The sequence below is a fragment of the Amycolatopsis sp. NPDC005232 genome, assembly GCF_040607795.1.
Classification (GTDB): Bacteria; Actinomycetota; Actinomycetes; order Mycobacteriales; family Pseudonocardiaceae; genus Amycolatopsis.
Genome location: NZ_JBEXHL010000064.1, coordinates 1 through 26,886 on the forward strand (window position 1 = coordinate 1; position 26,886 = coordinate 26,886).

The 26,886-nt window shown below is 69.1% G+C and carries 16 protein-coding genes, 2 tRNA genes, 1 pseudogene and 1 riboswitch; of the genes and pseudogenes, 5 read left to right on the forward strand and 14 right to left on the reverse strand.

The window, feature by feature from the left end:
- A pseudogene (locus tag ABZU76_RS49935) lies at positions 1-447 on the forward strand (HU family DNA-binding protein); the annotation flags it as partial.
- A 2,946-nt stretch (positions 448-3,393) separates the two neighbouring features.
- Here ABZU76_RS49935 and ABZU76_RS49940 read toward each other — a convergent pair.
- The 3 genes from ABZU76_RS49940 to ABZU76_RS49950 form a co-directional block, all read right to left on the reverse strand.
- Positions 3,394-3,466 (reverse strand) — tRNA-Glu (locus ABZU76_RS49940).
- A gap of 101 nt (positions 3,467-3,567) precedes the next feature.
- Positions 3,568-3,639, reverse strand: a tRNA-Gln gene (locus ABZU76_RS49945).
- Positions 3,640-3,689: 50 nt separating this feature from the next.
- Positions 3,690-4,526, reverse strand: a complete 837-nt coding sequence (locus tag ABZU76_RS49950) for an HAD family hydrolase (protein WP_354885063.1) — start codon at positions 4,524-4,526, stop codon at positions 3,690-3,692.
- A 344-nt stretch (positions 4,527-4,870) separates the two neighbouring features.
- On the opposite strand from ABZU76_RS49950, the gene ABZU76_RS49955 reads away from it, so the two are divergent.
- Positions 4,871-6,112: an FAD-dependent oxidoreductase gene (locus ABZU76_RS49955; protein WP_354885066.1), complete on the forward strand. Its 1,242-nt coding sequence runs from the start codon at positions 4,871-4,873 to the stop codon at positions 6,110-6,112.
- A gap of 1,339 nt (positions 6,113-7,451) precedes the next feature.
- Here the strand turns inward: ABZU76_RS49955 and ABZU76_RS49960 are convergent.
- The 7 genes from ABZU76_RS49960 to serA all read right to left on the reverse strand — a co-directional run bounded on the left by ABZU76_RS49960 (position 7,452) and on the right by serA (position 18,974).
- Positions 7,452-8,225, reverse strand: a complete 774-nt coding sequence (locus tag ABZU76_RS49960; protein WP_354885069.1) for a fumarylacetoacetate hydrolase family protein — start codon at positions 8,223-8,225, stop codon at positions 7,452-7,454.
- Positions 8,226-8,480: 255 nt separating this feature from the next.
- The gene (cimA, locus tag ABZU76_RS49965; protein WP_354885071.1) at positions 8,481-10,103 is read right to left on the reverse strand and encodes a citramalate synthase; all 1,623 of its coding nucleotides are present in this window, start codon (positions 10,101-10,103) and stop codon (positions 8,481-8,483) included.
- 209 nt (positions 10,104-10,312) lie between these two features.
- Positions 10,313-10,762, reverse strand: coding sequence for an ABC transporter substrate-binding protein (locus tag ABZU76_RS49970; protein WP_354885074.1), 450 nt, complete (start codon positions 10,760-10,762; stop codon positions 10,313-10,315).
- Between the two features lie 162 nt (positions 10,763-10,924).
- Positions 10,925-11,437, reverse strand: coding sequence for an ABC transporter ATP-binding protein (locus ABZU76_RS49975; protein WP_354885077.1), 513 nt, complete (start codon positions 11,435-11,437; stop codon positions 10,925-10,927).
- A gap of 887 nt (positions 11,438-12,324) precedes the next feature.
- Positions 12,325-12,406, reverse strand: a riboswitch (cobalamin riboswitch).
- A 24-nt stretch (positions 12,407-12,430) separates the two neighbouring features.
- Positions 12,431-13,471, reverse strand: a complete 1,041-nt coding sequence (locus ABZU76_RS49980; protein WP_354885080.1) for a 3-isopropylmalate dehydrogenase — start codon at positions 13,469-13,471, stop codon at positions 12,431-12,433.
- Between the two features lie 292 nt (positions 13,472-13,763).
- On the reverse strand, positions 13,764-17,105 hold the full coding sequence (locus tag ABZU76_RS49985; RefSeq protein WP_354885083.1) for a S8 family serine peptidase: 3,342 nt from the start codon (positions 17,103-17,105) through the stop codon (positions 13,764-13,766).
- 270 nt (positions 17,106-17,375) lie between these two features.
- Entirely contained in the window at positions 17,376-18,974 is a 1,599-nt protein-coding gene (serA, locus tag ABZU76_RS49990; RefSeq protein ID WP_220237613.1) for a phosphoglycerate dehydrogenase, read from the reverse strand.
- 653 nt (positions 18,975-19,627) lie between these two features.
- Between serA and ABZU76_RS49995 the strand changes: the two genes are divergently transcribed.
- Together ABZU76_RS49995 and ABZU76_RS50000 are read left to right on the forward strand one after the other, a co-directional pair.
- The gene (locus ABZU76_RS49995) at positions 19,628-20,968 is read left to right on the forward strand and encodes an ankyrin repeat domain-containing protein (RefSeq protein WP_354885086.1); all 1,341 of its coding nucleotides are present in this window, start codon (positions 19,628-19,630) and stop codon (positions 20,966-20,968) included.
- Between the two features lie 79 nt (positions 20,969-21,047).
- Complete coding sequence (locus ABZU76_RS50000; protein ID WP_354885089.1) at positions 21,048-21,944, forward strand: nuclear transport factor 2 family protein; 897 nt, start codon at positions 21,048-21,050, stop codon at positions 21,942-21,944.
- On the opposite strand, the gene ABZU76_RS50005 is transcribed toward ABZU76_RS50000, so the two are convergent.
- The 4 genes from ABZU76_RS50005 to ABZU76_RS50020 form a co-directional block, all read right to left on the reverse strand.
- Positions 21,941-22,216, reverse strand: coding sequence for a DUF397 domain-containing protein (locus tag ABZU76_RS50005; protein WP_220237610.1), 276 nt, complete (start codon positions 22,214-22,216; stop codon positions 21,941-21,943). The genes ABZU76_RS50000 and ABZU76_RS50005 overlap by 4 nt on opposite strands.
- Before the next feature lie 118 nt (positions 22,217-22,334).
- The gene (gene ilvC, locus ABZU76_RS50010; protein ID WP_354885092.1) at positions 22,335-23,348 is read right to left on the reverse strand and encodes a ketol-acid reductoisomerase; all 1,014 of its coding nucleotides are present in this window, start codon (positions 23,346-23,348) and stop codon (positions 22,335-22,337) included.
- A 51-nt stretch (positions 23,349-23,399) separates the two neighbouring features.
- Positions 23,400-23,906 carry an acetolactate synthase small subunit gene (gene ilvN, locus ABZU76_RS50015; RefSeq protein WP_220237608.1) on the reverse strand — a complete coding sequence of 169 codons (507 nt, stop codon included), beginning with the start codon at positions 23,904-23,906 and terminating at the stop codon, positions 23,400-23,402.
- Complete coding sequence (locus ABZU76_RS50020; RefSeq protein WP_220237607.1) at positions 23,903-25,807, reverse strand: acetolactate synthase large subunit; 1,905 nt, start codon at positions 25,805-25,807, stop codon at positions 23,903-23,905. The genes ilvN and ABZU76_RS50020 overlap by 4 nt, the downstream gene beginning before the upstream one ends.
- A 333-nt stretch (positions 25,808-26,140) precedes the next feature.
- On the opposite strand from ABZU76_RS50020, the gene ABZU76_RS50025 reads away from it, so the two are divergent.
- Complete coding sequence (locus ABZU76_RS50025; protein ID WP_354885096.1) at positions 26,141-26,677, forward strand: PH domain-containing protein; 537 nt, start codon at positions 26,141-26,143, stop codon at positions 26,675-26,677.
- Positions 26,678-26,886: the final 209 nt, after the last annotated feature.

The window sequence follows — 26,886 nt, forward strand, 5'->3', positions numbered from 1 at the left end:
ACGGGTGAGACGGTGCGGGTGAAGAAGACCAACGTGCCGGCCTTCCGTGCGGGCACGACGTTCAAGGACGTCATCTCCGGCACGAAGAAGCTGCCGAAGGCCACCGCCGTCAAGCGCACCACCACGGCGACCGCATCGCGCGCCACCACGACGACGCGTGCGACCGCCTCGCGCACCACGGCCACCCGCCCCGCAGCGACGCGCTCCACAACTACCCGCACCCGCGCGACGGCCGCGAAGCCCGCCGCCGCCACGAAGACCGCCGCCGCCAAGCCGGCCGCCACGCGCGCGAAGGCCACGACCACCAAGGCCGCCGCCGCGAAGCCCGCCGCCAAGGCCACGGCAACCAAGGCCGCTGCCGCGAAGCCGGCCGCCGCCAAGCCTGCTGCAAAGAAGGCCGCTGCCAAGCCGGCCGCCAAGCGCACCAGCGCTGCGAAGAAGAAGTAACACCACCCCGGCGTTTACGTCGAGACGTGCACTTCACGGCAGGGCCCCCTCCCACTCCCGGGACGGGGCCCTGCCGCATGTCCAGGGCTTTTGCTCTCCGGTGGTTTCGGCCGGAACCGTCTGTCCGGCAACGGACCCAGCCACCGAACTGACCTGAAGTCACTCCAGTTCCCCGACAACGCGGTCCTGGACGGAGCTCCCCTCTCGCCGCCGGGGTTAGCCCCGCCATGGCTGACAACGGCCTGCCGCAACGCAGTCTCGGCCCGGGACTCCCTCTCGCCACTGACGTCAGTCCCACGTTGCCCGACATCGACCTACCGCGCGGCATCGCAGCCGCGGACCGGACTCCCTCTCATCACTGACGTCGGCCCCATGTTGCCTGGCATCGGCCTGCCGCGCGCCATCGCAGCGCCAGACGGGACTGCCTCTCGCCACTGACCTCAGTCCCGCCTTGCCTGACATCGGCCTGCCGCGCGGCATCGCGGCCCCAGACGGGACTGCCTCTCGCCACTGACCTCAGTCCCGCCTTGCCTGACATCGGCCTGCCGCGCGGCATCGCGGCCCCGGCCGAGTCTCCCTCTCATCACTGGCGTCGGTCCCACGTTGCCTGGCATCGGCATGTTCGCGGCAACCCAGCCTCGGACGGGATCGCTCCGCCTCGCCGCCAGCATCGGCCCCGCCATGGCTGACTTCGGCCTGCCGCACGGCATCACGGCCGCGGATTGCCCCGCCTCACCGCCGGCGTCGGCCCCGTCCAGCCTCACATCGGCCTGCACAGGACGGCGTTTACGGGCCCCAACCCAGTGCCCGCCGGTGAAGCCCAGACCTCACCAACCTGTCGAAATCCCTGCCTCCGCGACGAATCCTCGCCCAACGCGAGCTCCATCCATCCGGTCCACGGCACATTCCTTACACGCGTCTCTCAGTCCCTCAACGGCGATCCGACTCGGGCTCCCCCATCGCCACAATCACTCCGCACTCAATACCCCGCCTCGATCCAGTTCTCTCCCGCCGCCGTCATATCAGCCGATCCAAATCGACTTCCCTCGCAATGGTTCGATACGCCAATCAGTTCCGCTGAGTGAGGCATCGCCTTTACCCGAAGGCTCGTCCAACGCCATCCGCCAACCACCAGCGAAACGATCTCCGCAGCCCCTCACGCCCGTCACCATTCACCGGTAGGACCGCCTCCTCAAAGCTCTTTCCGTGCAGCCGCGCAGCGTCGACCGTTCTCTCCCGCTGGCTTCGCACCCAGACACCCGACCGGCCACCATCACCACCGCCGGCAACACCACCCCTGCCTTCGACAGCATCGGCCGGCCCCACCCCGCAGACGTCGCGCGCAACAAGCCCGAGTCGCCCTCATCGCCACTCACCGGCGACACCACCACACCAGGGACCGACCCGTTCGGCACATCACCGACAAGCCCCATCGGCCCGCGTCGCACAAGACATCCTCAACACCACGCTCACCGCTCCCCGCGACACGCCTCCCAGAAGCCATCTCCCGCGCGTCATCGCGCAGCATCAGCCGCTCGCGCCCAGCCGCTTCCCACACAGAGCACCCGAACCGCCGTCACTCCAGCAGTGCCGCCTCCCCGCGCCCCTCCCGCCCCCAGCTTCGACCGGTCCCACCGGCACGCCTCGCGTGCCGGTCATCCACGCCAAACACCGGAAGCAACGCCTATCCCGACTCCGCGCCCCACGCACCGACACGCAGCATCAACCGGCCTACCAACCCACTTCGCTCCCAAGACACCCACGCCACTCGCCAGTGACTTCCACCCGCCCCGAGTCCCCGCCCCACACTCCGGCCTACCGACTCGCCTGGCACACAAGACACCCACGCCACTCACCGGCGACACCACCTATCCCGAGTCCCGCCGCACACGCCGGCACAGCATCAACCGACCCACCGGCCCGTCTCGCGCCCAAGACACCCACGCCACTCAGCAGCGACACCACCTATCCCGAGTGTCCCTGCCCTACACGCTGGCACTCGGCATCGACTGGTCCCACCGGCACGCTTCCGTCCGAAGACTCCGGCAGCGCCATCACCTCGCACCCGCAGCACCACCCGACCCTCGCCGTCCGAAAGCATCAACCGACTCCGCGGACACGCTGCTCACACAAGACAGCCGCAACACCACCATCGCCGTTGCGCAGGCAATACCGCCTCTTCGAGTCCGCACCCACCCGCCCGCACACAACGTCCACCGACCCCGCACAGCAAGAACCGGTCCTCGACCATCGCTGCCGTGAAGGTCGCGCACTCGCCCGAGATCGTCGCCGCGCCGAGCCGGAGCCCTCGCCACCCACCACCTCGAGAGACGGGCGCCAGATCGCCCCCAGCCCCAGCGATCAGCCCCCAACCAACCCCGCACTCCGCCTGCACGCGCGCCCCTCCGGTCGACCAGCGCAAGAAGACCCACCCTCAGCCGACCGGCCCGCCCTCCAGCCGAACAGCCACAGCCACAGTCGCCGGCTCCGGCTCCGGCTCCGGCTCCGGCTCCGGCTCCGGCTCCGGCTCCGGCTCCGGCTCCGGCTCCGGCTCCGGCGAAAACCAACCAGTACCCCTCACCAGAAACAACGGCGGCCCCAAAGCACGCCACTCCCCCACATCAAGAACCTGATGCTCCGGCCGCCCGCCACCGCTCCCCAAGCCAGCAGCCGCGTCCCTACTGAGAACAAGCTCCTGCGGTCCCGCCCGGCACGCCTAACCCGACCTGCGCACGAACCTCCGCACACATGAGCAACACCCGCTGCCCCGCCCCCGACAGCCCTTCCGGACCAAAGACCCGAGCCGCCACCCCGCCGCCACAAACAGTCCCGTGTAGACACCCACCAACACAGACCAGCGGCCCCTACTCAGCCCCGAAATCAACCAACCCCAGAAATGCCAAAAACCCAGGTCCGCAACTGCGGAACCTGGGTGGCTACTATCTGTACCCCCGATGGGATTCGAACCCACGCTACCGGCGTGAGAGGCCGGCGTCCTAGGCCGCTAGACGACGGGGGCTTAGGATCTTTCCCCGTTTCCGGGGAGCTATTCTGTTTTTCTTGCTGGAGAGAACATACCAGAGGCGATTTCTCGCTCCACAGGGGGGTCACTCTCCGCAGCTGGGGTACCAGGACTCGAACCTAGACTAACTGGACCAGAACCAGTCGTGCTGCCAATTACACCATACCCCAGTGAGGCACTTTCCCGGCTCGGCCGGTTCAGTACCGCACGGAGAGAAATACTAGAGCACGCTGCCGCGCAGCTGCGCAGCGGGGGTCCCCGCCGCACGCTGGACGGGGACGCCGACGGTCGCATACTCGGAAACCAGCAGCTCAGGCAGCTCGTCGAGGGTTGTGACCGTGTGTACACCGGCGGGTGCGCGCTCGCCGGTAAGACCGGTCCCGTCGCGGTCGAGCCAGACGGCGCCGAGGCCGGCGTCGTACGCGCCGATGGCGTCGGTGTCGAGCTTGTCGCCGACGTGCACGGTCTGCGTCGGGTCGCAGCCCAGCCCCAGGCACACCGAGTGGAACATCACAGGGTCGGGCTTGGCGACGCCGATCTCGCCGGCGATGGCCACGTGGTCGAAGAACGGCGCCAGCCCGAGGTCCGCGATCTTGCGGCGCTGGTGCGCGCCCGAGGCGTTCGTCACGGCTGCGAGCAGCAGGCCCGCCGCTCGCAGCCACTCGAGGCAGGGCAGCACGTCGTCGAACAGTTGCCACGACGTGGCGAGGATGTCCCGCCGGCGCGCCTCGAACGCGGTCACCTGCGCCGAATCCGCGGAGATGCCGAGCTCGGCGAGGAAGCATTCGGTGCGGCGGTGGTGCATCACGTCGTATCCGAGTTTTCCGGCGACGACCAGCGCCACGTGCTCCTCGGTGATCAAGTCCCACAACGGCCAGAGATCGCTGCGGCCAGTGAGCGCGTGGAGGCTGACGCGGATCGCGGCGGTGCAGTCGATCAAGGTGTCATCGATGTCGAGGCAGACCAGACGCAGTTCCGGAGGCGCCCAAGGTTCGGGTCCGACAGGTGCCGGAGGGGCGGTTCGCGAAGGGGTCGGGGGTGCCACGGCGAAATCCACCCAGTGAGGCTAGGGCACTCGCCGCGTTCGCAACGCGGCCAAAAAGGTGATTGCCGCTCCGCTGATGCGGCGCACCGCGTCTACTCCCAGTGCGTGGAAAGCGTTGATCCGGTTACGACACAGGAATCCGGCCAACCGGGTGAGTGAACCGATTCGTGCGATGCCAGTGAAACGGTTCAAGCGGCCACCTTGCCACGAACCGCGCGCGAAAGAACAACCTCCCCACAGAAGTGAGTCCTCAGTGGACAGTGAGCGTTGTGACGCACCGACCACTTGACGTGAGACCCACCCCGGGTGCATCCTAAGGTTATTCAACGGGTGATGAAAAGAGGGAGATGAGTCAGATGACCGAGCACACGCGTTGCGTCGTCGTCGGCGGCGGACCTGCGGGCATGGTCGCCGGCCTGATCCTGGCGAGGGCGGGCGTCGAGGTGACCGTGCTGGAGAAGCACGCCGATTTCCTGCGCGACTTCCGCGGCGACACGGTCCACCCGTCCACCCTCACGCTGCTCGACGAGCTCGGCCTCGGCGAGAAATTCCACGCGATCCCGCACAGCAAGTTGAAGGAAGCCGGCTTCCCCACTCAGGACGGTGGTCTCATGAAGCTTGCCGATCTGTCGCTGTTGAACGTTCCACACCCCTACATCGCGATGGTCCCGCAATGGGACCTGCTCAACCTGCTCGCCGAATCGGCTCAGAAGGAACCGACGTTCACCCTCCGCCTCGAGACGGAGATGACCGGTCTGCTCCGCTCGCGCGGCCGCGTGACGGGCGTGCGTTACCGCACGGCCGACGGCACCGAAGGCGAACTCGAGTCCGACCTCGTCATCGCTGCCGACGGACGCTGGTCGCTCGCGCGCCGCTCGGCCGGCCTGGAGCCACGGGAGTTCGACTGCCCCTTCGACGTCTGGTGGTTCCGCCTTTCCCGCCACGACGACGAAGTCGGTTCGATGCTCATGCCGCGCATGAGCCACCGACGGTTCGCGGTGCCGCTGCCCCGCGACGGCTACTACCAAATCGCCTACCTCGCACCGAAGGGCGAAGACCTGCGCGCCGCCGGCATCGAGGCCTTCCGCCGCAACGTCGTCGAGGTCTGCCCCGAGTTCGCAGACCGCGTCGACGAGCTGGAGACGATGGACGACATCAAGTTCCTCGACGTCCGCCTCAACCGCCTCCACCGCTGGCACGCCGACGGCCTCCTCTGCATCGGCGACGCGGCCCACGCGATGTCGCCCGTCGGCGGCGTCGGCATCAACCTCGCCGTCCAGGACGCGGTCGCCGCCGCGACCCTCCTGGCCGACCCCCTCCTCCGCGGCCCCGCCTCGGAAGACGATTTGGCGAAGGTCCGCACCCGCCGCCTACTCCCGACGATCGCCGTCCAGACCCTGCAACGGCTCCTCCACCGCGCCGTGATGCGCCCCGTCATGTCCGGCCGCCGCGACGGCCCGCCTCCCCAGCTCATCGCCCTCTTCGCGCGCTTCCCCAAACTCGCCTACATCCCCGCGCGCATACTGGGCCTGGGTTTCCGCCCCGAGCACGCGCCGGCCTTCGCCCGCCGCGCGATGGAACCCGCCGGGAAGAAATAGTCACTCGGGGCCAACGGCCACGCCACCTCGCCGCGTCCACCAAGCCACACAACAAGTCCGCACCCAACCGACTGGCCCGAGCGGCCCAACGCCTGACCCCTGATAGCCCACAACCGCAACCCCGAGTGCCGCCGCGCGTCGCTAGCGCGGCGGCACTCCCGTCCATACCCCCGCCGACTCCGCGACACCCCACTCCAGATCGCTGCGGCACCACACAACAGCTAAACCGATCCACTCCGCACGACGTCGCCACCCAACGACTACGTGTACCCCCACGGATGCCAACTCCCGTGTCGCCACCAAACGGCGACACCGATCCAGCCCCCTGCTTCCCTTCACCAGCGGAGCCCTCGCCACTGCGCGGCAACCGTTGGCCCGACCATGCCGCGAAGCTCAATCGCGAAGGCGACACCAAACTCGGCGACGCTTCCCATCCCCCACCGGGGAGTCGCCACCAAGCGGCAACGCCCAGCCACAATGCGCATCGCGACGCGAACGCCGCGGTCGACTCCGAGCGAGGAACCCGCTCGCCGCCGACCAAGGTGTCGCCGCTGAACGGCAACGCCCACCCGACGGCGCCGCGAGCCTCGATCACCGGGCGATTCCCAGCTCAGCGACGAGTTCCCACCGCCGGCCAAGGTGTCGCCGCTGAACGGCAACGCCCAACCCGACCCACCGCAAAGCTTTGCGACCCAGCGACTCGCTCCAGCGACCACGTTCCTGCCAGCCAAGCCGTCGCCGCTGAGCGCAACCCCGACCCCGACCGTGCCACGAGGCTGGGTCAGCCAGCGACACCCTGCTCGGCGGCCAGTTTCCCAGCCGATCAAGGTGTCGCCGCTGAGCGGCAACGCCTACCCGACAGCACCTCGAGCCTCGGTCGCCGGGCAACTCCGAGCTCAGCGACCACCTTCTCCCACCGAGCAAGCTGTCGCTAATAAGCGGCAACACCCACCCGCCTGCCCCGCGAACCTTCGCGGCCCGACGACTTCCAGATCAGCGACCAATTCCCCCGTCGGCCAAGGCGTCGCCGTTCAGTGGCAACACCCCGCCAGACCGGACCGCGAGGCTCGATCGCCGAGCGTCGCCACTGAGTGGCGACACCCGCCGTTGCCGTGGTCAGCAGCAGGAAACCAGCAGCCGACCTGCGGATCCAGCCATTCGCCACTCAGCGGCAACCGCCCCAGTCCCACGGCGAAGGCCAAGGACACGTCGCCACCAGACGGCGAAATCCCAACCGAACACGAGCCGGTGACCTCAGTCACCACCCCGGAAATACGGAGGCCCACCGGCCGTCGCCATTCTGAGGCGAACGGCCGGCGGGCCTCGGGTCGAACCGAAGTCAGATGTCCTGGACCGGATTGGTCAGGGTGCCGATGCCTTCGATGGTGATCGAGACCGACTCGCCGTCGACGATCGGGCCGACGCCCTCGGGCGTGCCGGTCAGGATGATGTCGCCGGGCAGCAACGTCATGACACCCGAGATGAACTCGACCAGCTCCGGCACCTTGTGCACGAGGTCGGACGTGCGGCCGTCCTGCTTGACGTCGCCGTTGACCTCGCTGCGCAGGGCCAGGTCCGACGGATCGATCGACGTCTCGATCCACGGGCCGAGCGGGCAGAACGTGTCGAAGCCCTTCGCGCGGCCCCACTGGCCGTCGGACTTCTGGAGTTCGCGGGCGCTCACGTCGTTGGCCACCGTGTAGCCAAGGATCGCGCTCGCCGCTCGGTCGGCGGACACGTTCTTCACCGGCTGGCCGATGACGATCGCCAGCTCGCCCTCGAAGTCGATGCGACCGACGTCACGCGGGCGGCGGATCGGCACGTTCGGGCCGATGACCGTGGTCGACGGCTTGATGAACAGCATCGGGGCCGACGGCACCTCGTTGCCGAACTCGGCCGCGTGCTTGGCGTAGTTCCGGCCGACGGCGATGACCTTCGACGGCAGGATCGGCGCGAGCAGGCGGACGTCGGCGAGCGGCCACCGCTTGCCGGTGAAGTTCGGCTGGCCGAACGGGTGCTCGGCGATCTCCAGGACTTGGGCGTCGTCGCCCTCGCCCTCGATCGAAGCGAACGCGACACCACCACTGGGATGAGCAATACGGGCTAGACGCACTCGGCCAGTCTACGTACGCCGCCGCCGGGACGCTCGCCCCCGGCGGCGCGAACGGTCCCCTCGCGCCGTCTCGGACCGAATGGACCCCTCGCGTCGCCCACGACCTGCGGATCGATCGCCGCGAGGTGCACGAGAGGTCCGTTCGTCCGCTTTCTCACCGGAAATCCTCGACGACCACGTCGGCCATGCGTCAATCTGACCGCACAGCCATCGACCCAGCCCACCGACGAACCCCGCAGAAGGGAGCCGCCGATCTCAGACGCGAGCCGCGAGGCTCTTGTGGACGAGCGCGTCGCACATCGCCATCCAGCTCGCCTCCACGATGTTCCCGTGCACACCGACAGTGGTCCATTCCCGCTCACCGTCACTGGATTCGAGCAGGACACGGGTCACCGCATGGGTGCCGGGGTTGGACGGCAGGATGCGCACCTTGTAGTCGGACAGTTCCACGGCGTCCAACCAGGACAGGTGGGGGCTGAGCGCTTCCCTCAGGACGGCGTCCATCGCGTGCACGGGCCCGTTGCCCTCGGCCGTCGCGATGACCCGTTGCCCGTTCACGTGGACCTTCACCGTCGCCTCCGAGACGACCTCGCCATCGGACCGGTGGTCGAGGACGACGCGGTAGGACTCCAGGTGGAACGGCGGCGTCACCGGCTCCTCACCGGACACGTCCTCGACTTCGCGGCGCAGCAACAACTCCAGCGACGCGTCGGCGGCCTCGAACGACCAGCCCTCCGCTTCGAGGTCCTTCACCTTGCGCACGGCGTTCGTCAGTGCTTCAGGCCGGCCGGCAAGGTCGACCCCGAGCTCACGTCCCTTGAGCTCGAGGCTGGCCCTGCCGGCCATCTCCGTGACCAGTACCCGCATGCCGTTGCCGACTGAAGATGGATCGATGTGGTTGTACAGCAACGGATCCACCTTGATCGCGCTCGCGTGCAGCCCCGCCTTGTGGGCGAAGGCCGACGACCCGACGTAAGCCTGGTGGGTGTCGGGTGCGAGGTTCGCGATTTCGGCAAGCGCATGGGAGACCCGGGTGAGCTCGGCGGCACCTCCGATCGGGAGGACCTCCATTCCGAGCTTGGTCACGAGGTTTCCCGTCACGGCGAACAGGTCGGCGTTGCCGGCCCGCTCCCCGTAACCGTTCGCGGTGCACTGGACGTGCGTCGCGCCGGCCTGCACCGCGGCGACGGAGTTCGCCACGGCGCAGGAAGTGTCGTCCTGGCAATGGATTCCCAAGCGGAACCCGGTCTTGTCCTTGACCTCGCGCACGGTCTCCGCGAGGCCGAGCGGCAGCTGGCCGCCGTTGGTGTCGCAGAGCACGAGGACGTCCGCGCCGGCGTTGGCGCCGGCGTCGAGTACTCGCAGCGCGGTGTCGGGTGAGAAGGCGTACCCGTCGAAGAAGTGCTCGGCGTCGAGGAACACGCGCCGGCCCTCGCCGGTCAGGAACGCGACGGTGTCGCGGACCATCGCGCACGCCTCGTCGACGTCGACGCGCAGCGCGCGTTCGATGTGCCGGAGGTCGGATTTCGCCACCAAGGTGACCACGGGCGCTTCGGAGTCCAACAGCGCGCGGACCTGCGGATCCTCGGACGCGCGGGTGCCCGCCTTGCGCGTCGACCCGAAGGCGACGAGTGCGGCGTGCTTCAGCTCCAGCTCGCCCTTCGCAGCCCGCGCGAAGAACTCCGTGTCCTTCGGCAAGGCGCCCGGCCAGCCACCCTCGATGAAGCCCACGCCGAGCTCGTCGAGCAGCCGGGCGACGGCGAGCTTGTCAGTGACGGAGTACGTGATGCCTTCGCGCTGGGCGCCGTCGCGCAGGGTCGTGTCGTAGAGGTGGAAGGCGTCACCGAGGGGCGTTTCGGCGGGCTCCGTGCGGGTCACGGTGTCTCCTTGGGCGGGGCAGAACCTTTTTCTGGCAACAAAAAAACCTCCCGCATGGGTGCGAGAGGTTGCGCGCCGGAAGCTCTTGTGGAGCGTCTATCCGGCGCGCTCGGCGATAATGATCGAGATGGCGGTCATGGTTTGCATGATGCCACAGCTCTGCCCGGCATCCAAGTGCCGGGCAGAGCTTCCCACTTCCTGGGAGCCCATCAACGGGACAGACCAGCCAGGTACGCGCCGAACGCTTGCACGGCCGAAGCGTTGCGTGGGCCCTCCACGAGAGCTGCGTAGGGAAAGGCGAAGATGCGACCCTGCTTCACGACCGGGATGTCACGCAGGCCGGGCCGCGACCGGAGGAAGTTCTCCTTGCCGGCGACGGTGCCGGCCTTGCCGCCGCAGTCGTTGATGAGGATGAGGTCAGGCGCGCGTTGGACCACGGCCTCCCAGCTGACCGTAGTCCAGCTGTCGTCGACGTCGGAGAAAATGTTGGTGCCGCCCGCTTTGGTGATGATCTCGTCGTGACGGCGTTGCGGGCGGCCGTGAACGGCTGGTCGCGGCCGTCGTCGTAGAGGACCGCCTGCGCTGTTGCCCCTGAGTGGCGACGGCACGGGATCCAGCCGGCGCGGCACCACTGTCCCCTTCGGACACCTGGGCGCCACAGCCCGTCACGGAGAGCGCGGCCACCAGGACCATCGCGACCGTCTTGCGCATGACTGTCCTCCTCGGACTCGAGCCGGTCGAACAACAGCTGGGGCCGGCCGGTGCGTCACCACGTGGGCGCGCACGCCGAACACGTCGGCCAGCAGATCAGGGGTCAGCACCTACGCGGGCGTTCCGCTCGCGACGAGACGGCCGCCGTCGAGGACGTGCACGGCGTCGCACGTCGCAGCGGCGAGGTTGAGGTCATGGAGCGCGGCCAGCACGTTCGGGCCGCTTCGCCGCACGAGGGCGAGGATCTCCAGCTGGTGGCGGATGTCGAGATGGTTGGTGGGCTTGTCCAGCACGCGGATCCGCGGCTCCTGCGCGAGGGTGCGCGCGATGAGCACGCGTTGCCGTTCGCCGGCCGAAAGCGTCAGGACGCCGCGGTCGGCGAACTCCGCCGGGCCGACGTGCTCGAGCGCGGCCGCGCACACTCGCCGGTCCGTGGCGGTCATGCGGTCGAGCAGGCCGTGGTGCGGCAGGCGGCCCATGGCGACGACCTCGGCGACGGTGAAGTCGAACTCCGTGTGCGACTCCTGCGCGACTGCCGCGATCGCCCGCGCCCGATCACGCGGCTGAAAGTCCTCGAGGGGCCGGTTGTCGGGCAGAACGGCGCCCGTTGAAGGCTTGAGCACGTGGTAGACCGCGCGCAGAGTGGTGGTATCGAGCTCGGCCTGGCGGCGAAGTAGTTGCGGCTTCGTCGACGCTCGGACTCGCCACTGAACGGCGACGCCCTGGACGACCCCGTCGGAGGCGAGCCGATTGGGCCAGCGTCACCGTGCGAGGATTCGCCACCTACCGGCAACGGCCGGAGCCGGCGGTCCGGAACGTCGGATGGCCGGGGCGAACCGACGATGCCGGATCCGGCCGACGGCGAATCGTCTGAGGCTCGGCCGACATGCTCGGCTTCGCCGCTGATCGACGACAGCGGTGGCGGTTCCGTCAGACGCGGGTTGGCAAGGGCGGGGTCGCCGCGGGAGGGTTCGCCTTTTCGGCAACGGCCCGGGCGACGGGTCAGGGCCGCCGGTGGGCGGATCAGACCCACGCGAATCGGGTCCGGCTGGCGCGGAGGCGTCAGCGGATGTGTCGCCGGCTTGGGTTCGCCGCTTTTCGGCGACAACCTGAGCGACGGGTCGGGGTCTCCGATGGGCAGATCAGAGCCGCGCGGATTGGGTCCGGCCGGCGCGGAGGCGTCAGCGGATGTGTCGCCAGGCTTGGGTTCGCCGCTGAACGGCAACTCCGGTCACCGGTCAGCGGCGGCAGAGTCGGCAAGGCCAGAGTCGCTGCGCGAGGATTCGCCGTTGGCCGACGACACCGGAGGCGACCAGTCGGAAGCCGAAGGGAAAGACGACGAGGAGTCCGGACCGTCAGACGACGAGAACTTCGGAGGCGGCACCGGCAGGACCCGATCTGCTCAAGGGTCCACACAACAAAGACGGCCGCCACGCCAAAGAGAGCAGTGGGGTGTCGTCTCCCGTAGACCGCGACGGGAGGGACGAGGGTGGTGCGAAAACCACCGCCGGTGTCGGGCTCACCCGCGGTCTGCGAGAACACAGACCGCGGGCCTACCGTTGCGGGTCAGCGCCGGATTTCGACCGGCTTCCGCGGCGGGGGTTCCTGCAAGAACGTCAGCTGACGTTGCGCACGTTCGACGAGACGAGCGCGGCCAGCCGGTCGCCGATCGCCTGGGTGGTGCCGGGCGACGCCTGGTCGCGCGTCGCCAGGTCGAAGGCCACGGACGCCTCGATGCGGCGCGCGGCCTCCCTGTGGCCCAGGTGGTCGAGCAGGAGCGACACCGAGAGCACGGCGGCCGTCGGGTCGGCGAGACCCTGGCCGGCGATGTCGGGGGCGCTGCCGTGGACCGGCTCGAACATGCTCGGGTTGCGGCGCGTGATGTCGAGGTTGCCGCTGGCCGCGAGGCCGATGCCACCGGTGACGGCGGCCGCCAGGTCGGTGATGATGTCGCCGAACAGGTTGTCGGTGACGATCACGTCGAAGCGCGACGGGTCCGTGACCAGGTGGATCGTGGCGGCGTCGACGTGGGAGTACGCGACCGTGACGTCGGGGTGCTCCAGCGAGACCTCCTCGACGATCCGCGACCACAGCGACCCGGCGTACTCGAGCACGTTGGTCTTGTGCACGAGCGTGAGGTGCTTGCGCGGCCGGTCTTCGGCGCGGTTGAACGCGTCGACGACGACGCGGCGGACGCCGAACGCCGTGTTGACGCTGACCTCCGTGGCGACCTCGTGCTCGGTGTCCTTGCGCAGCAAGCCACCGTTATTGGTGTACGGGCCTTCGGTGCCTTCGCGCACCACGACCATGTCGACTTCGCCGGCGTCGGCCAGCGGGCCACGCACGCCCGGGTACAGGCGCGCCGGGCGCAGGTTCACGTGGTGGTCGAGCTCGAAGCGCAGGCGCAGCAGCAGCCCTCGCTCGAGGATGCCGCTGGGCACCGTCGGGTCGCCGACCGCGCCGAGCAGGATCGCGTCGTGCTGACGCAGCTCGCCGAGCACCGACTCGGGAAGCAACTCCCCGGTCGAGTGCCACCTCGCGGCACCGAGGTCGTAGTTCGTGATCTCCGCCGTCGGTGCTACTTCACCGAGCACCTTGAGCGCCTCGGAGACCACCTCGGGCCCGATCCCGTCACCTGGGATCACCGCGAGCCGCATCCACACACCTCCGTAGACCAGGCCACCGAACGCACCGATGGCCCATCCGCAAGAAAACGCCAGCAGCGGAAGGTTACCGGCCGTAGACAAGACGCCGTAGCCGCACCACCCTTATGCCGCATCCTCCCGCAGGGTGAGACACCTGAACGGGTGAAAGGCAAAGGGGCCTCCCGGGTCCCAACGACCCGGAAAGCCCCCTATCGCCGCTATTCGGGGCACGTGGCCAGCGAGACAGGCCTGCCCCGATCGGAGGACCCCGTCACCCTGCCTGGGCGGGTGACGGGGCCTTACCTCACGGCCGCGTCACCGTCGACTCGACCCGCACGACACCCGCGCGCGAGCCGGCCGCGTTGTGGTGCTCGATCGCCAGCAGGCCCTTCGGCTTGTCACCGGCGATGGCCGCCGCGTTGCGGTTGACCACCAGCTGGGTGCCGGGCTTGGCGACGTAGCCGAGGGCCGCGTCACCGCCGCCCTGCACCGAGAACGCCGGCGCAAGCGCGTCGAACGAGAGCGGCGTGCCGACGAAGTCGATCAGCCCGTCGGTGCTGCCCGGCGCGACGTAGTACCCCGCCGTGCCGACGGTGTAGCTGATCCGGTGCGACGCCTCGTTCGTGTCGATGCCCAGCGCGGCGATGCTGACCGGCAGCACGATCACGTTGGTGTCGAACACGTTGGTGTCCACGTCGCCGAGCTGACCGTTGACGGCCTGCACGTCCACCGTCGGGTTGCCCGCCTGCGTCAGCGACACCGTGGCGGCCAGGAGCACGTCGGTGCCCGTCGCCTTCGTCACGAAGGTCTCGAAGTCCGGCTGGCCGTCGCCGGTCGTGTCGAAGTCGACGAACGGGATCGTGTTGCTGCCCAGGTTCGCGAAGTCACCCCAGGTCGTGAGGCCGAACGCGAGCATGGCGTTCTCCGGTTCGCCCTGTGCCTTGGCGAGCGGAGCCGTCGACGCCGCGCCGATGTAGCGCAGGTCGCCGCCCTTCGCGGTGCCGTTGAGCGTGCAGTCGGACGAGACGCCCGCGCCGCACTCCGGCAGCTGCGCCGATTCGGCCTGCAGCTCCAGCACGCTGACCAGCGAGCGGTAGCGCTGCGCGCCGGTGCCCTGGTCGATGCCCTTGCCGCCGAGGTTCAGCACGGCCTGGTCCTGGCTCCCGCCGAAGCGCAAGCCGGCCGGCATCGTGATGGCCGAGACCGGTTTCGGTGCCGAGTACACGGCCACCCGCAGCGGCACCGTGGCGCCGTTCTTCGGGGTGAACGCGACGCGGCCCGAAGCGTCGGCCACGAACTGGCGGGCGAGCCCGGCCTGCGCTGCCTCCATGGTCGGGTCCATGACCTTGCGCAGCGCCTTCGGGTCGGTGATCTTCAAGGTCACCTTCACCGTCGCGACCCCGCGCGGGTTCAGCTTCACCGAGCTCTTGTCCACTGTGTACTGCACGCCGGGCAGCGAGTTCACGGCCTCGTACGCCACCGAGTACTCGACCGGCGCGGTGCCCTTGTTGACGACCTTGATCGTCTTCGAGAGCGTGACCGGTCCCGCCGCCTCGACGGTGCCGAACGTGACGCTCACGGCACCCGGGTCGTCCTGGACGTAGGCGAGCACCTGGTTGTCCAGCGCGGCCTTGGCGTCGATGCGGCCGGTGCCCACGCGCTGCGGCGCGTAGGTGTGGCCCGCGCCGTCGGTGATGTCGTGCGCGGCCGAGCCCACGACGTCGGCCTTGACCTCCTCGACGTTCCAGTCGGGGTGCGTCTGGCGGACCAGCGCGGTGATGCCCGCGGTGTGCGGGGTGGCCATCGACGTGCCCGAGATGGAGAGCCGGCCGTTGCCGCTGCCGCGGAACGCCGACGTGATCGTGTCACCGGGCGCCGTGACGTCCGGCTTCACCGACGGGCCACGGCCACCACGCGAGGTGAACGAGCTCGGGGTGTCCACGATGGTCTTGTCCGTGGTCTGCAGGCTTGCCCGCCCGGCGCCGAAGAAGTGCACCGTCAGCGTGCCGGCGGTCAGGCCAGGGCGCACGGCCGTGGTGGCCTTGCCGGTGAGCTGGAACATCGGCACGCCCGCGTTGCCCGCGATGCCGGCGGCGGGGTGCTCCAAAGTGGACGACAGCAGCACACCCTTGGCCCCGGCGGCCTGCGCGTTGTTGGCGCGCGCCGCGGAACCACAGGCGCGGGTGGAGTCGTTGTCGTCCCACTCCAGCCACGCGATCTTGCCCGCGACCTTGGCCTTGTCCTCAGCGGAGAAGGCATTGCAGCCCGCGTTGTTGGCGGCCGAGATCGGCACGACGGGCGCGGTGAGGTCGAGCGTGTCGTAGCCGGTGTAGTCCTGGCTGTACTGGCCCGGCTGCTGCCCCTTGATCGGAGCGGTGACCTCGAGGGCGTCCTTCAGCTCGCCGGCGTCGCGGCTGCTGGCGACGGTGAGTGCCTCGGGCGTGTTGCCCGGCGAGCCCGCGACGTCGTTGAGGTCGCCACCGTTGCCCGCCGCGAGGACCGGCAGGACGCCGTTCTGGGCGAGCTTGCGCACGAAGAGCGAGTCGGGGTCGTCCGGCGCGCCGAAGTCGCTGCCCAGCGACAGGTTGACGATGTCGAGGTGGTCGGTGAAGTCACCGTCGCCGTCAGGGTCGAGCGCCCAGTCGAGCGCCTGCGACGTGACGTTCGTCGAACCGGTGCAGCCGAACACCTTGAGCGCGTAGAGCAACGCCTTGGGCGCGGTGCCCGGGCCGATGCGCATGGCGTCGAGCTGCTTCTTGTTCAGCTTCTTGTAGTTGCCGGTGAACGTGGTGCCGTCGGCGTTCACGCCGAAGCCCGCGATGGTGCCGGCCACGTGCGTGCCGTGCTCGCCGCACGCGATGGGGTTGGGGTCCGGCTTCGGCGTGGGCGAGCCGGTCTTGCCCTCGGCGTCGTAGTCGTCGCCGACTAGGTCCGTACCGCCCACGACCTTGGCGCTCGGGAACAGCGGCGACGGCTTGGTCCGGTCCACTGCCTGGTAGGCCGCGGGCGTGCCGGGGCCGCCGAAGTCGGCGTGGGTGTAGTCGATGCCGTCGTCGATCACGCCGACGCGGATGCCGTCACCGAACTTGCCCGTCTGCTGCCAGCTGGCGAGCGTGTTGGTGAGCTGCTCAGCGCTGGCGTTGTTCTTGGTCTTCGGCACGACCGTGCGCACCGAAACGACGTCGGGACGCTTCGCGAGCTCACGGATCTTCGCCGCGTCTGCGGTCACCACGGCGCCCGCGACGGCGTTCGACGTCTGCGTGACCAGCTGCGTACCCGCATCGGCCTTCTTGAGCTGCCCGACGACGGAGTTCACTGCGGCGGCGACGTCCGCCTTCGCGGCGCGCGCGGCCTGCTTGGCCTTCTCCTTGCCGGCGCCCTTGCCCTGCTCGGCGTTGAACGCGTCGACGGCCGGCTTCTTCGCCAGCTCCACGAACGCGGTGATCTTGCCCCGCGCGGCGTCAAGCCGCGGCGAGATCTTGCCCTGCAACCCCGCGGCGGCGACCTTGGCCGGCGCGACCGGGTCGGCGAGCGGCGCACCCTGCGCCGACGCGCCCGACGCGGCGGAGACTGCTGCGGCCAGGACCACCGCGGACACGGCAGCCGTCGAACGCGCAGCCCACTCGGGCAACCGGGATCTGCTCATGAGTACCCAACCCCTTTACTCGAGGCCTGGATCGTGAACCTGCCTGGCGCTCCCCGATCACCACCCCCGACAGGTGAGCACCGGCGCCGCACCGTGCTCTCACGGCGCGTGGTTCTGCCTCGCGGCACAGAACCTAGCTGCCCGATACACCTACTTTCGTGGCGAAAATGCTCCGTTATGCGAATGTTGCCCGTCTGGGTGGTCTCCACAAAGAAAGCCCCTTCCCCCGCCACTCGGACGGGGAAAGGGGCTTTCGAAAAACGGGCGGAGCTAGTTGAAGTCCACCGCGCGGATCGTGTGCGCGCCCACGGTGGCGCCGATCGGCTCGAGGACGTTGCTGTCCACGTGGCGGTCGACGCGCAGCAGCATCACGGCGTCGGAGCCGTCGGTGGTCTGGCTGATCTGCGCGGCCTCGATGTTGATGCCGGCCTCGCCGAGCAGCGTTCCGACGCGACCCATTACGCCCGGGCGGTCCGGGTAGTCCAGCAGCAGCACGTTGCCCTCGGCGCGCAGGTCGAAGTGACGACCGTTGACCTCGACGATCTTCTCGACCTCGTCCTTGCCGGTCACCGAACCGGAGACCGTCAGCACGGCGCCGTCCGCGTGGACCGCACGCACCGTGACCAGGCTGCGGAACTTCGGGCTCTCGGTCTCGGTGACGAGATCCACCTGCACGCCCAGCTCCTCGGCGAGCCGCGGCGCGTTGACGAAGGTGACCTGGTCGTCGACGACAGCGGCGAACACCCCGCGCAGCGCCGCGAGCTGCAGCACCGACGTGTCTTCGCTGGACAGCTCGCCCTTGACCTCGACGGTCACCGACGTCGGCGCCTTCGGGCTCAGCGCCGTGAGCACCGTGCCCAGCTTCTGCGTGAGCGACAGGTACGGCCGCACGTGCTCGCCGACGGCGCCGCCGCCCGAGACGTTCACCGCGTCCGGCACGAAGTCGCCGCGCAGCGCCAGCAGCACGGAACGGGCGACGTCGGTGCCCGCGCGGTCCTGCGCCTCCGAGGTGGACGCGCCCAGGTGCGGGGTGACGACCACGTTGGGCAGCTCGAACAGCGGGCTGGCGGTGGTGGGCTCGGTGACGAACACGTCGATGCCCGCGCCGCCGACGTGGCCGCTGCGGATCGAGTCGGCCAGCGCCTCCTCGACGATCAGGCCACCGCGCGCGGCGTTGACGATGATCACGCCCGGCTTGGTCTTCTTGAGCGCCTCGGCGTCGATGAGACCCTTGGTCTCCGGCGTCTTCGGCAGGTGGATGGAGATCGCGTCAGCACGCTCCAGCAGCTCGTCGAGCGGCACGAGCTCGATGCCGAGCTGCGCGGCGCGGGCGGCCGAGACGTAGGGGTCGTACGCGATCAGCTTCGTGCCGAACGCGGCGAGGCGCTGGCTGAACAGCTGGCCGATCTTGCCGAGGCCGACGACACCGATGGTCTTGCCGTTGAGCTCGACGCCCGAGAACGAGCTGCGCTTCCACTCGCCACCGCGCAGGCTCTGGTCGGCGGCCGGTACGCGACGGGCGACCGAAAGCAGCAGCGCCACGGCGTGCTCGGCGGCGGACACGATGTTCGACGTCGGGGCGTTGACCACCAGCACGCCGCGCTCGGTGGCGGCGGGCACCTCGACGTTGTCCAGCCCGACACCGGCGCGGGCCACGACCTTGAGCTGCGTGGTCGCGCCGAGCACCTCGGCGTCGACCTTCGTGGCGGATCGCACCAGGAGCGCGTCGGCACTCTTCACCGCCTCGAGCAGCGCGGGACGGTCCGTGCCGTCCACATGCCGGACCTCTACCTCGTCACCGAACACACTCAGCACGGAAGGCGCGAGCTTCTCCGCGATGAGGACGACGGGTTTGCTGGGCTTGGTCACGATGCGGCTCCCACTATCTGGTCACGAAATCGAGGACGCTCTCCTACGGCGCACGCCGTTGTGCCCGGATGGGCGGGAGTTTAGCCCGGTTGGGGGCCCCGGTGCTGCCCGCGTTGTTAACTCGCTCGTAATCCGGCGAAAACTCGGTCGCGGGGCCGGTCAGGGTGGTCGGCGGTCGGGGTGGGTCGCTTGGGCGGGGATTGGGTTTGCGGCAAGGAAAACGGTGCTGCGGTGGCGACAGTCGAGGTGCTGCGGGCGGGGTGTTTTGTGCGTTCCACCTGGTGGGATGAGGTCGTGTGGTGAGGTTGGGGCGATTGGGGTGAAAGGGATTTATTACGTCGTGGTGCTCGGGTGAGTGATGGGGATGTCCATTCGTTCGGGGTCTATGGCGTGGGCGCGGGCTAGGGGTGAAGGGGACCTTCATCCCTTCCCCGCCCCGAGCCCACTACGGCCACACCCGGCGACCGCCGGCGTCGCCGTTGAGGGACGAAACCTGGGCAAGCGAGCGGTACAGTGGCGAGGCGCGGTGAGGGCCGCGTCCCGTCCGCGGAAAGGGCTGAGCCCACCCCCGAAGTGAAGTGCGGTGCGTTGCGCCTTCTTCCCTGCCCGGTGCCGGCGGACCACGGGCGAACCGAGGGAAAGAAGGACTCCCCATGGCCGCGTTGCCCGCAAAACCCGATCTCGCCCAGCTGCGCAAGCGCGCGAAAGAGCTGGCGCGCGCGGAGTCGATCAAGTTATCCGAGGCGCAGTTCCGCGTCGCGCGCGGGCACGGGTTTCCGAGTTGGCCGAAGTTGCAAGCGTACGTCCGGCGCGTCGCCGAGGGCGGGCCGAATCTGCAGCACGCCTACCACGCCGACACCGAGTACTACAGCGAACGCGCCCTCGGACTGCTCGCGTCCGCCGAGGACGGGACGACCGGGGCGCGCGAGGCGTTCGAGCGCCACGAGCAGCCGTTGACGCGCGGGGGCGCGCGGACGGTCGTCGCCAAAGAGCACGGGTTCGGGTCGTGGCGCGGGTTGCGCCAGCACGTCGCGGCATTGGCGGACAGTGGCGAGCCGTTCGCGCGGGCGTTTCGCCTCCTGGAGGCGAGGGACGTCGACGGGCTGGCGGCGGTGGTCGACGAGTTCCCCGAACTCGTCCACGCGCGCGGCACCAACGGCAACGACCTCCTCGGCATGGCCGGCGCCACCTGCGACGAACGGCTCACACGCGTCCTGCTCGAACGCGGTGCCGATCCGGCACGGGGCAACACCCACGGCTGGACCCCGTTGCACCAGGCCGCGTACAGCAACCTGCCCCTGCTCGCCGACCTGCTCCTCGACGCCGGCTCACCACTCGATGTGTCAGCACGCGGCGACGGCGGGACGCCTCTCGTCGTCGCGTTGTTCTGGGGAAACCGGACTGTGGCCGAAAAACTGGCGACGCGCGACCGGTCCCCTCGCAATCTTCGCGTCGCAGCGGGTATCGGGGACGCCGAGCTACTGGACGAGCTCGTCCGTCCGAACGGGACACTCGCGCCGGCGGCGGGTGCGCACCGTGAGTTCTACCGGCCCCACAGTGGTTTCCCGTTGTGGCGCCCCAGCGACGATCCCCGGGAGATCCGCGACGAAGCCCTCAGCTGGGCAGCGCGCAACGATCGCACCGACGCCCTGCGCACCCTCGCCGAGCGCGGCGCGGACCTCGACGCCGACGTCTACCGCGGCACCGCCCTCACCTGGGCCGCCGCGCAGGGCAAAATCGCCGCCGTCCGGACGTTGCTGGAGCTGGGCGCGAACGTGAACCGCGTCGGGACGTTCGGCGGCCCGAAGCACGGCGTCGGGATCACCGCCCTGCACCTTGCTGCGCAGAACAACCGACTCGACGCCATCGAGGTCCTCGTCCGGGCCGGCGCCGACCTCGACGCGCGCGACGGCCTCTGGAACTCCACACCCGAAGGCTGGGCCGACGCGTGCGACAGCCCCGCCGCGCGCGACCTGCTGGCGAAAGCCCTGTAGACAAGCGGAGTACGTAGTCCGTATCGTCGGACCGGCGAGACGGACTATGGACTCCGTTTCATCCACTGGGAGGACGACCATGACCACACCCCGAGAAGTCTTCGAGCAGCTCTCCGAGGGCATCACCGCCGGCCGGTTCGACGAGCTTTCCCGGCTCTACGCGGAGAACACCGTCGTCGAGCACCCCACCGCGATCCCCGTCCCCGGCCGCATCGAGGGGCGAGAAGCGGTGCACGCGCGGTTCGTGGGCGGATTGGGGACGACGCTCCGGCTGTCGACGAGCGACGTCGTCGTCCACGAGACGACGGACCCCGAGGTGATCGTCGCCGAGTTCCGGTACACGGTGGAATCGTCGCTCAGCGGCGAAAAGACCGAAACCGAGAACATCCAGATGCTGAGGGTGCGCGACGGGCTGATCGTCCACAGCCGCGACTACCACGACTACCTGCGGATGGCGGCCGTCCAGGGCGCGGCGGCCGGGCTCGCCGGGGCGTACGCCCAAGTCCCGCCCCACGAACCCGGCCCGGTCCAGCCGCGGCCGGCACGGCTCGCCGACCGCAAGAGCCCGCTGGGCGTGTTCCAACGGCTCTGTTACGGCGTTTCCGACCAGCACTGGTCCGAGCTGCCCGACCTCTATGCCGAGCAAACCGACGTCCGCCACCCGTTCCTGCCGGGCGCGCCCGTGCTGAAATCCCGCGAAGACCTGCGTACGCACTTCGCGCTGGCCGGGGAGATCGGCATCCGCATGCAGGCCACCGACCTCGTTACCTACCAGAGCACCGACCCCGAGGTGTTGATCGGCGAATTCGCCTACGAGGGGCAACTCGCCGGAATCACGCCGTTCCGCGTCAACAACATCTTCGCGCTGCGCGTGCGTGACGGGGAGATCGTCGAGTCGCGCGACTACGGCGACCACCCGGCGCTCGCGGCCGCGGCCGGCCGGCTCCAGGAGCTGGTCGACCGCGTAATCGCCTAGGCCTCGAGGTCCTCAGGCAGGTCGAACTCGCCGTCACGGACGCCCTTCACGAACGCGTCCCACTCCGACGGCGTGAACACGAGCACCACGCCGTCTGGCTTGGACGACTGGCGCATCGCGACGTACGTGACGCCGTCGGTGTGCGGCACGAAGGCGTACTCCACGCAGTCCTCGAGCGTGACGCCTTCGGGCTCGGCCCTGATCCAAGGGGCGTCGGTGAGGTCCAGCTCGTGCCGGATGTGCGCCTTGTCGTCGACGGGCTGATCACTCATGGCACCAGCGTATCGACCCACCGCGACAGGTCTCGCCGCTGAACGGCGAAACCGCCGGAAAGGCCCCCTCACCTGCGGGCGAGGGGGCCTTTCGAACGATCAAGCCATCACAAGACGATCAGGCGGTCTCGGTGATCGGCCGGTCCACCCACGACATGAGGGCACGCAGCTTCTTGCCGGTCTCCTCGATCGGGTGCTGGTTGCCCTGCTCCTCGAGCTTGATGAAGTTCGGGCGCCCGGCCTCGTCCTCGGCGACCCACTCGCGCGCGAAGGTGCCGTCCTGGATCTCGCCCAGGATCTTCTGCATCTCCTGCTTCACCGCCGGCGAGATCACGCGCGGGCCGCGGGTGAGGTCGCCGTACTCGGCCGTGTCGGAGATCGAGTAACGCTGACGCGCGATGCCGCCCTCGTACATGAGGTCGACGATCAGCTTGAGCTCGTGCAGCACCTCGAAGTAGGCGATCTCCGGGGCGTAACCGGCCTCGGTCAGCACCTCGAAGCCCGTCTGCACCAGCGCCGACGCGCCACCGCAGAGCACGGCCTGCTCGCCGAAGAGGTCGGTCTCGGTCTCCTCGGTGAACGTCGTCTTGATGACGCCCGCGCGCGCACCGCCGATGGCGGCCGCGTACGACAGGGCCAGCGCCTGGGCGCCACCGGTCGCGTCCTGCTCCACCGCGATCAGGCAGGGCACGCCCTTGCCGTCCACGAACTGGCGGCGCACGAGGTGACCCGGGCCCTTCGGGGCGACCATGGCGACGTCGACGTTGCCCGGCGGCTTGATCAGGTCGTAGCGAATGTTGAAGCCGTGGCCGAAGAAGATCGCGTCGCCGTCCTCCAGGTTCGGCGCGATGTCCTCGGAGTAGATGAAGCGCTGCTTCGTGTCCGGCGCGAGGATCATGATCAGGTCGGCCTCGGCCGCGGCTTCGGCGACGTTCAGCACGCGCAGGCCCTGCTCCTCGGCCTTCGCCCGCGACTTCGACCCCTCCGGCAGGCCGATGCGGACGTCGACACCGGAGTCACGCAGGCTCAGCGAGTGGGCGTGGCCCTGGCTGCCGTAGCCGATCACGGCGACCTTGCGACCCTGGATGATCGAAAGGTCCGCGTCGTCGTCGTAGAAGATTTCCACTGCCATGGGGGTACTGCTTCCTTTCGGGTTACTGCTGAAGAATCGACTTCTCAAGAATCAGCGGGGCGAGGTGGCGGTGATCGAGCGGGCCCCGCGACCCACCGCGACCATGCCGGACTGCACGAGCTCACGGATGCCGTACGGCTCGAGCATGCGCAAAAGTGCGCCGATCTTGTCCGATGTCCCGGTCGCCTCGACGGTGAGCGCCTCCGGGGACACGTCCACCACCTTGGCACGGAAGAGCTGGACGGTCTCGAGGACCTGGCTGCGCACGGTCGCGTCGGCCCGGACCTTCACGAGCAGCAGTTCACGCTGCACCGCGCTGGACTGTTCCAGCTCCACGATCTTGATCACGTTGACCAGCTTGTTGAGCTGTTTGGTCACCTGTTCGAGCGGTAGCTCTTCAACGGCGACCACGATCGTCATGCGGGACACCTCGGGGTTTTCCGTAGGGCCCACGGCAAGAGACTCGATGTTGAAACCGCGGCGGGAGAACAGGCCGGACACCCTGGCGAGCACGCCGGGCTTGTTCTCGACCAGCACGCTCAACGTGTGGACGGTCATCGGTTTTCTCCTTCCGCGGCAGCTTCGGCGGCTTCGAGGGTCTCGGCGGCTTCCTGCGAAACCTCGTCGTCGTCGAACAGCGGCCGGATGCCGCGGACGGCCATGATCTCGTCGTTGCCGGTGCCCGCGGCCACCATCGGCCACACCTGGGCATCCTTCCCCACGACGAAATCGATCACGACGGGGCGGTCGTTGATCTCCATGGCGCGGCGGATCGTCGCGTCGACGTCCTCCTTGGTCTCACAGCGCAGCCCGGCGCAGCCGAGGGCCTCGGCCAGCAGTGTGAAGTCGGGGATGCGGTGCTTGTGGGTACCGAGGTCGCTGTTGGAGTACCGCTCCGAGTAGAAGAGGTTCTGCCACTGCCGGATCATGCCGAGGTTGCCGTTGTTGATCACGGCGACCTTGATCGGCGCGCCCTCGATGGCGCACGTGGCGAGCTCCTGGTTGGTCATCTGGAAGCAGCCGTCGCCGTCGATCGCCCACACCTGCGTGTCGGGCAGGCCGAACTGCGCACCCATGGCCGCCGGGACGGCGAAGCCCATCGTGCCGAGGCCGCCGGAGTTGATCCACGTACGCGGCTTCTCGTACTTCACGAACTGCGCGGCCCACATCTGGTGCTGGCCGACGCCGGCGGTGAAGACCGCGTCGGGACCGGCGAGCTCGCCGATGCGCTCGATGACGTACTGCGGCGACAGCGAACCGTCGTCGGGCCACTCGTAGCCGGCCGGGTAGGTGTCGCGCCAGGAGTCGACCTGGGTCCACCAGTCGGTGAGGTCCGGCTGGTGCCCGTGCTCGAACTCGGCCTTCACGGCGGCGATCAGCTCGCCGATGATCTCGTTGCAGTCACCGACGATCGGCACGTCGGCCTTGCGGTTCTTGGAGATCTCGGCCGGGTCGATGTCGGCGTGGATCACCTTCGCGTCGGGCGCGAACGACGACGTCGCGCCGGTGACGCGGTCGTCGAAGCGGGCGCCGAGCGCGATCAGCAGGTCGGACCGCTGCATCGACGCGACCGCGGCGACGGTGCCGTGCATGCCGGGCATGCCGACGTGCTGGCGGTGCGAGTCCGGGAACGCGCCGCGCGCCATCAGCGTGGTGGCGACCGGGATGCCGGTCAGCTCGGCCAGCTCCAGCAGCTGCTGCGAGGCCTCGGCCTTGATCACGCCGCCGCCGACGTAGAGAACGGGCCGGCGCGCGTTCGCGATGAGCTTCGCGGCTTCGCGCACCTGCTTGCCGTGCGGGCGCAGCGTCGGGCGGTAACCCGGCAGCCGCATCTCGGGGGGCCAGGAGAACGAGGTCATCTCCTGCAGCACGTCCTTGGGGATGTCCACCAGCACCGGGCCGGGTCGGCCCGTGAGCGCCAGGTGGAATGCCTCGGCGATGGTCCGCGGGATCTCGGCCGGGTCGGTGACGAGGAAGTTGTGCTTGGTGACCGGCATGGTGATGCCACAGATGTCGGCTTCCTGGAACGCGTCGGTGCCGATCAGCGCACGCGACTGCTGCCCCGTGATGGCGACGACGGGCACGGAGTCCATGTTGGCGTCGGCCAGCGGGGTGACCAGGTTCGTGGCGCCCGGGCCCGACGTCGCCATGCAGACGCCGACCTTGCCGGTCGCCTGGGCGTAGCCGGTGGCGGCGTGCCCGGCGCCCTGCTCGTGGCGGACGAGGATGTGGCGGAGCTTCGTGGAGTCGAGCAGCGGGTCGTACGCCGGGAGGATGGTGCCACCGGGAATGCCGAAGACGACTTCGGCGCCAACGGCCTCGAGCGAGCGGACGAGCGACTGCGCGCCCGTGACCCTTACCGGGGTTCCCGCCGGCGGCGCCGGCTTCGGACGTGCTCCGGGGACACCGGGCGCGGTCGGCCCGGGCTTCGCGTCGCTGCGCGACGTGGCACTGGTCATCGGTTCTGCCTCGTGGGTTCTCGGTGTCACTCGTTCGGGTTGTCTGGAGCCGTACAGCCGGTCGGAAACCGGTTCTACGCAACAAAAAACCCCCGCCGACCGTAAGGTCGCACGAGGGTCGCGCGTCGACGCAGCGGACTCTTCCTAAGCGTCGACGCGCTGAGGAAGTACGAGGCCGGTCTGCGTTGTCACGGCGCTGACGTTAGACCGGCGTCCGCGCGAGTGTCAACTCTGCGAGACGGCGGTTCCGCATGCTGGACCGCCAGTACTGCTCTTCGGGCGCCCCCTCGACCCGGGCGCAAGCACACCGGAGACGCGGTGCACCATTCATTGGTGGCCGAAAAAGAGCAGGACCAGCGCGCGGACGAAGGCCGGAAGGCCGTGTTCAAGATCCCCAGCACGGCGTACATGGCGATCGCGCTCCTGACCGTGTGTGTGACACCGATCGCACTCGGGGAGATCAACGGGCTGCAATGGCTGTACATCTTCCCGATCGCGCTGTTCGTCTTCGTCGTGCGCACGCGCACCGTCGCGACGCGCCAGGGCCTGGCCGTGCGGACAGTGTTCGGCAAGCGCGACCTCCCGTGGTCGTCGCTGAAGGGACTCGCCATCACCGGCAGGGCGCGTGTGCGTGCCGTGCTGGGCGACGACACGCAGGTCACGTTGCCCACGGTGAGGACGCGCCATCTTCCGGTGCTCGCGCTCGTGAGCGAGGGGAAGATCAAGGACCCCTCGGGTGTGCTGAGTGATGAAGAGCTGAAGCCGGCCGCTGAAAAAGCCGCCGCGACGCCGGCCGAGAAGGCCCCGGAGCCGGCCCCCGAGGCCACGTCCGCCGAGACCGGCGGTTCCAAGGCCGAGCCCAGTGAGTAGAATTGGTAGGACCAGTTTGCGGAGCGGTCTCGTGACTCCGCCTGGACCAGCCTTCTGACCTGGGAGAATGCCGTGCCGCACCTCCGTTCCCGGACCACCACCCACGGCCGCAATGCGGCGGGCGCGCGTGCGCTCTGGCGCGCGACCGGGATGACCGACAGCGACTTCGGCAAGCCGATCGTCGCCATCGCCAACTCCTACACGCAGTT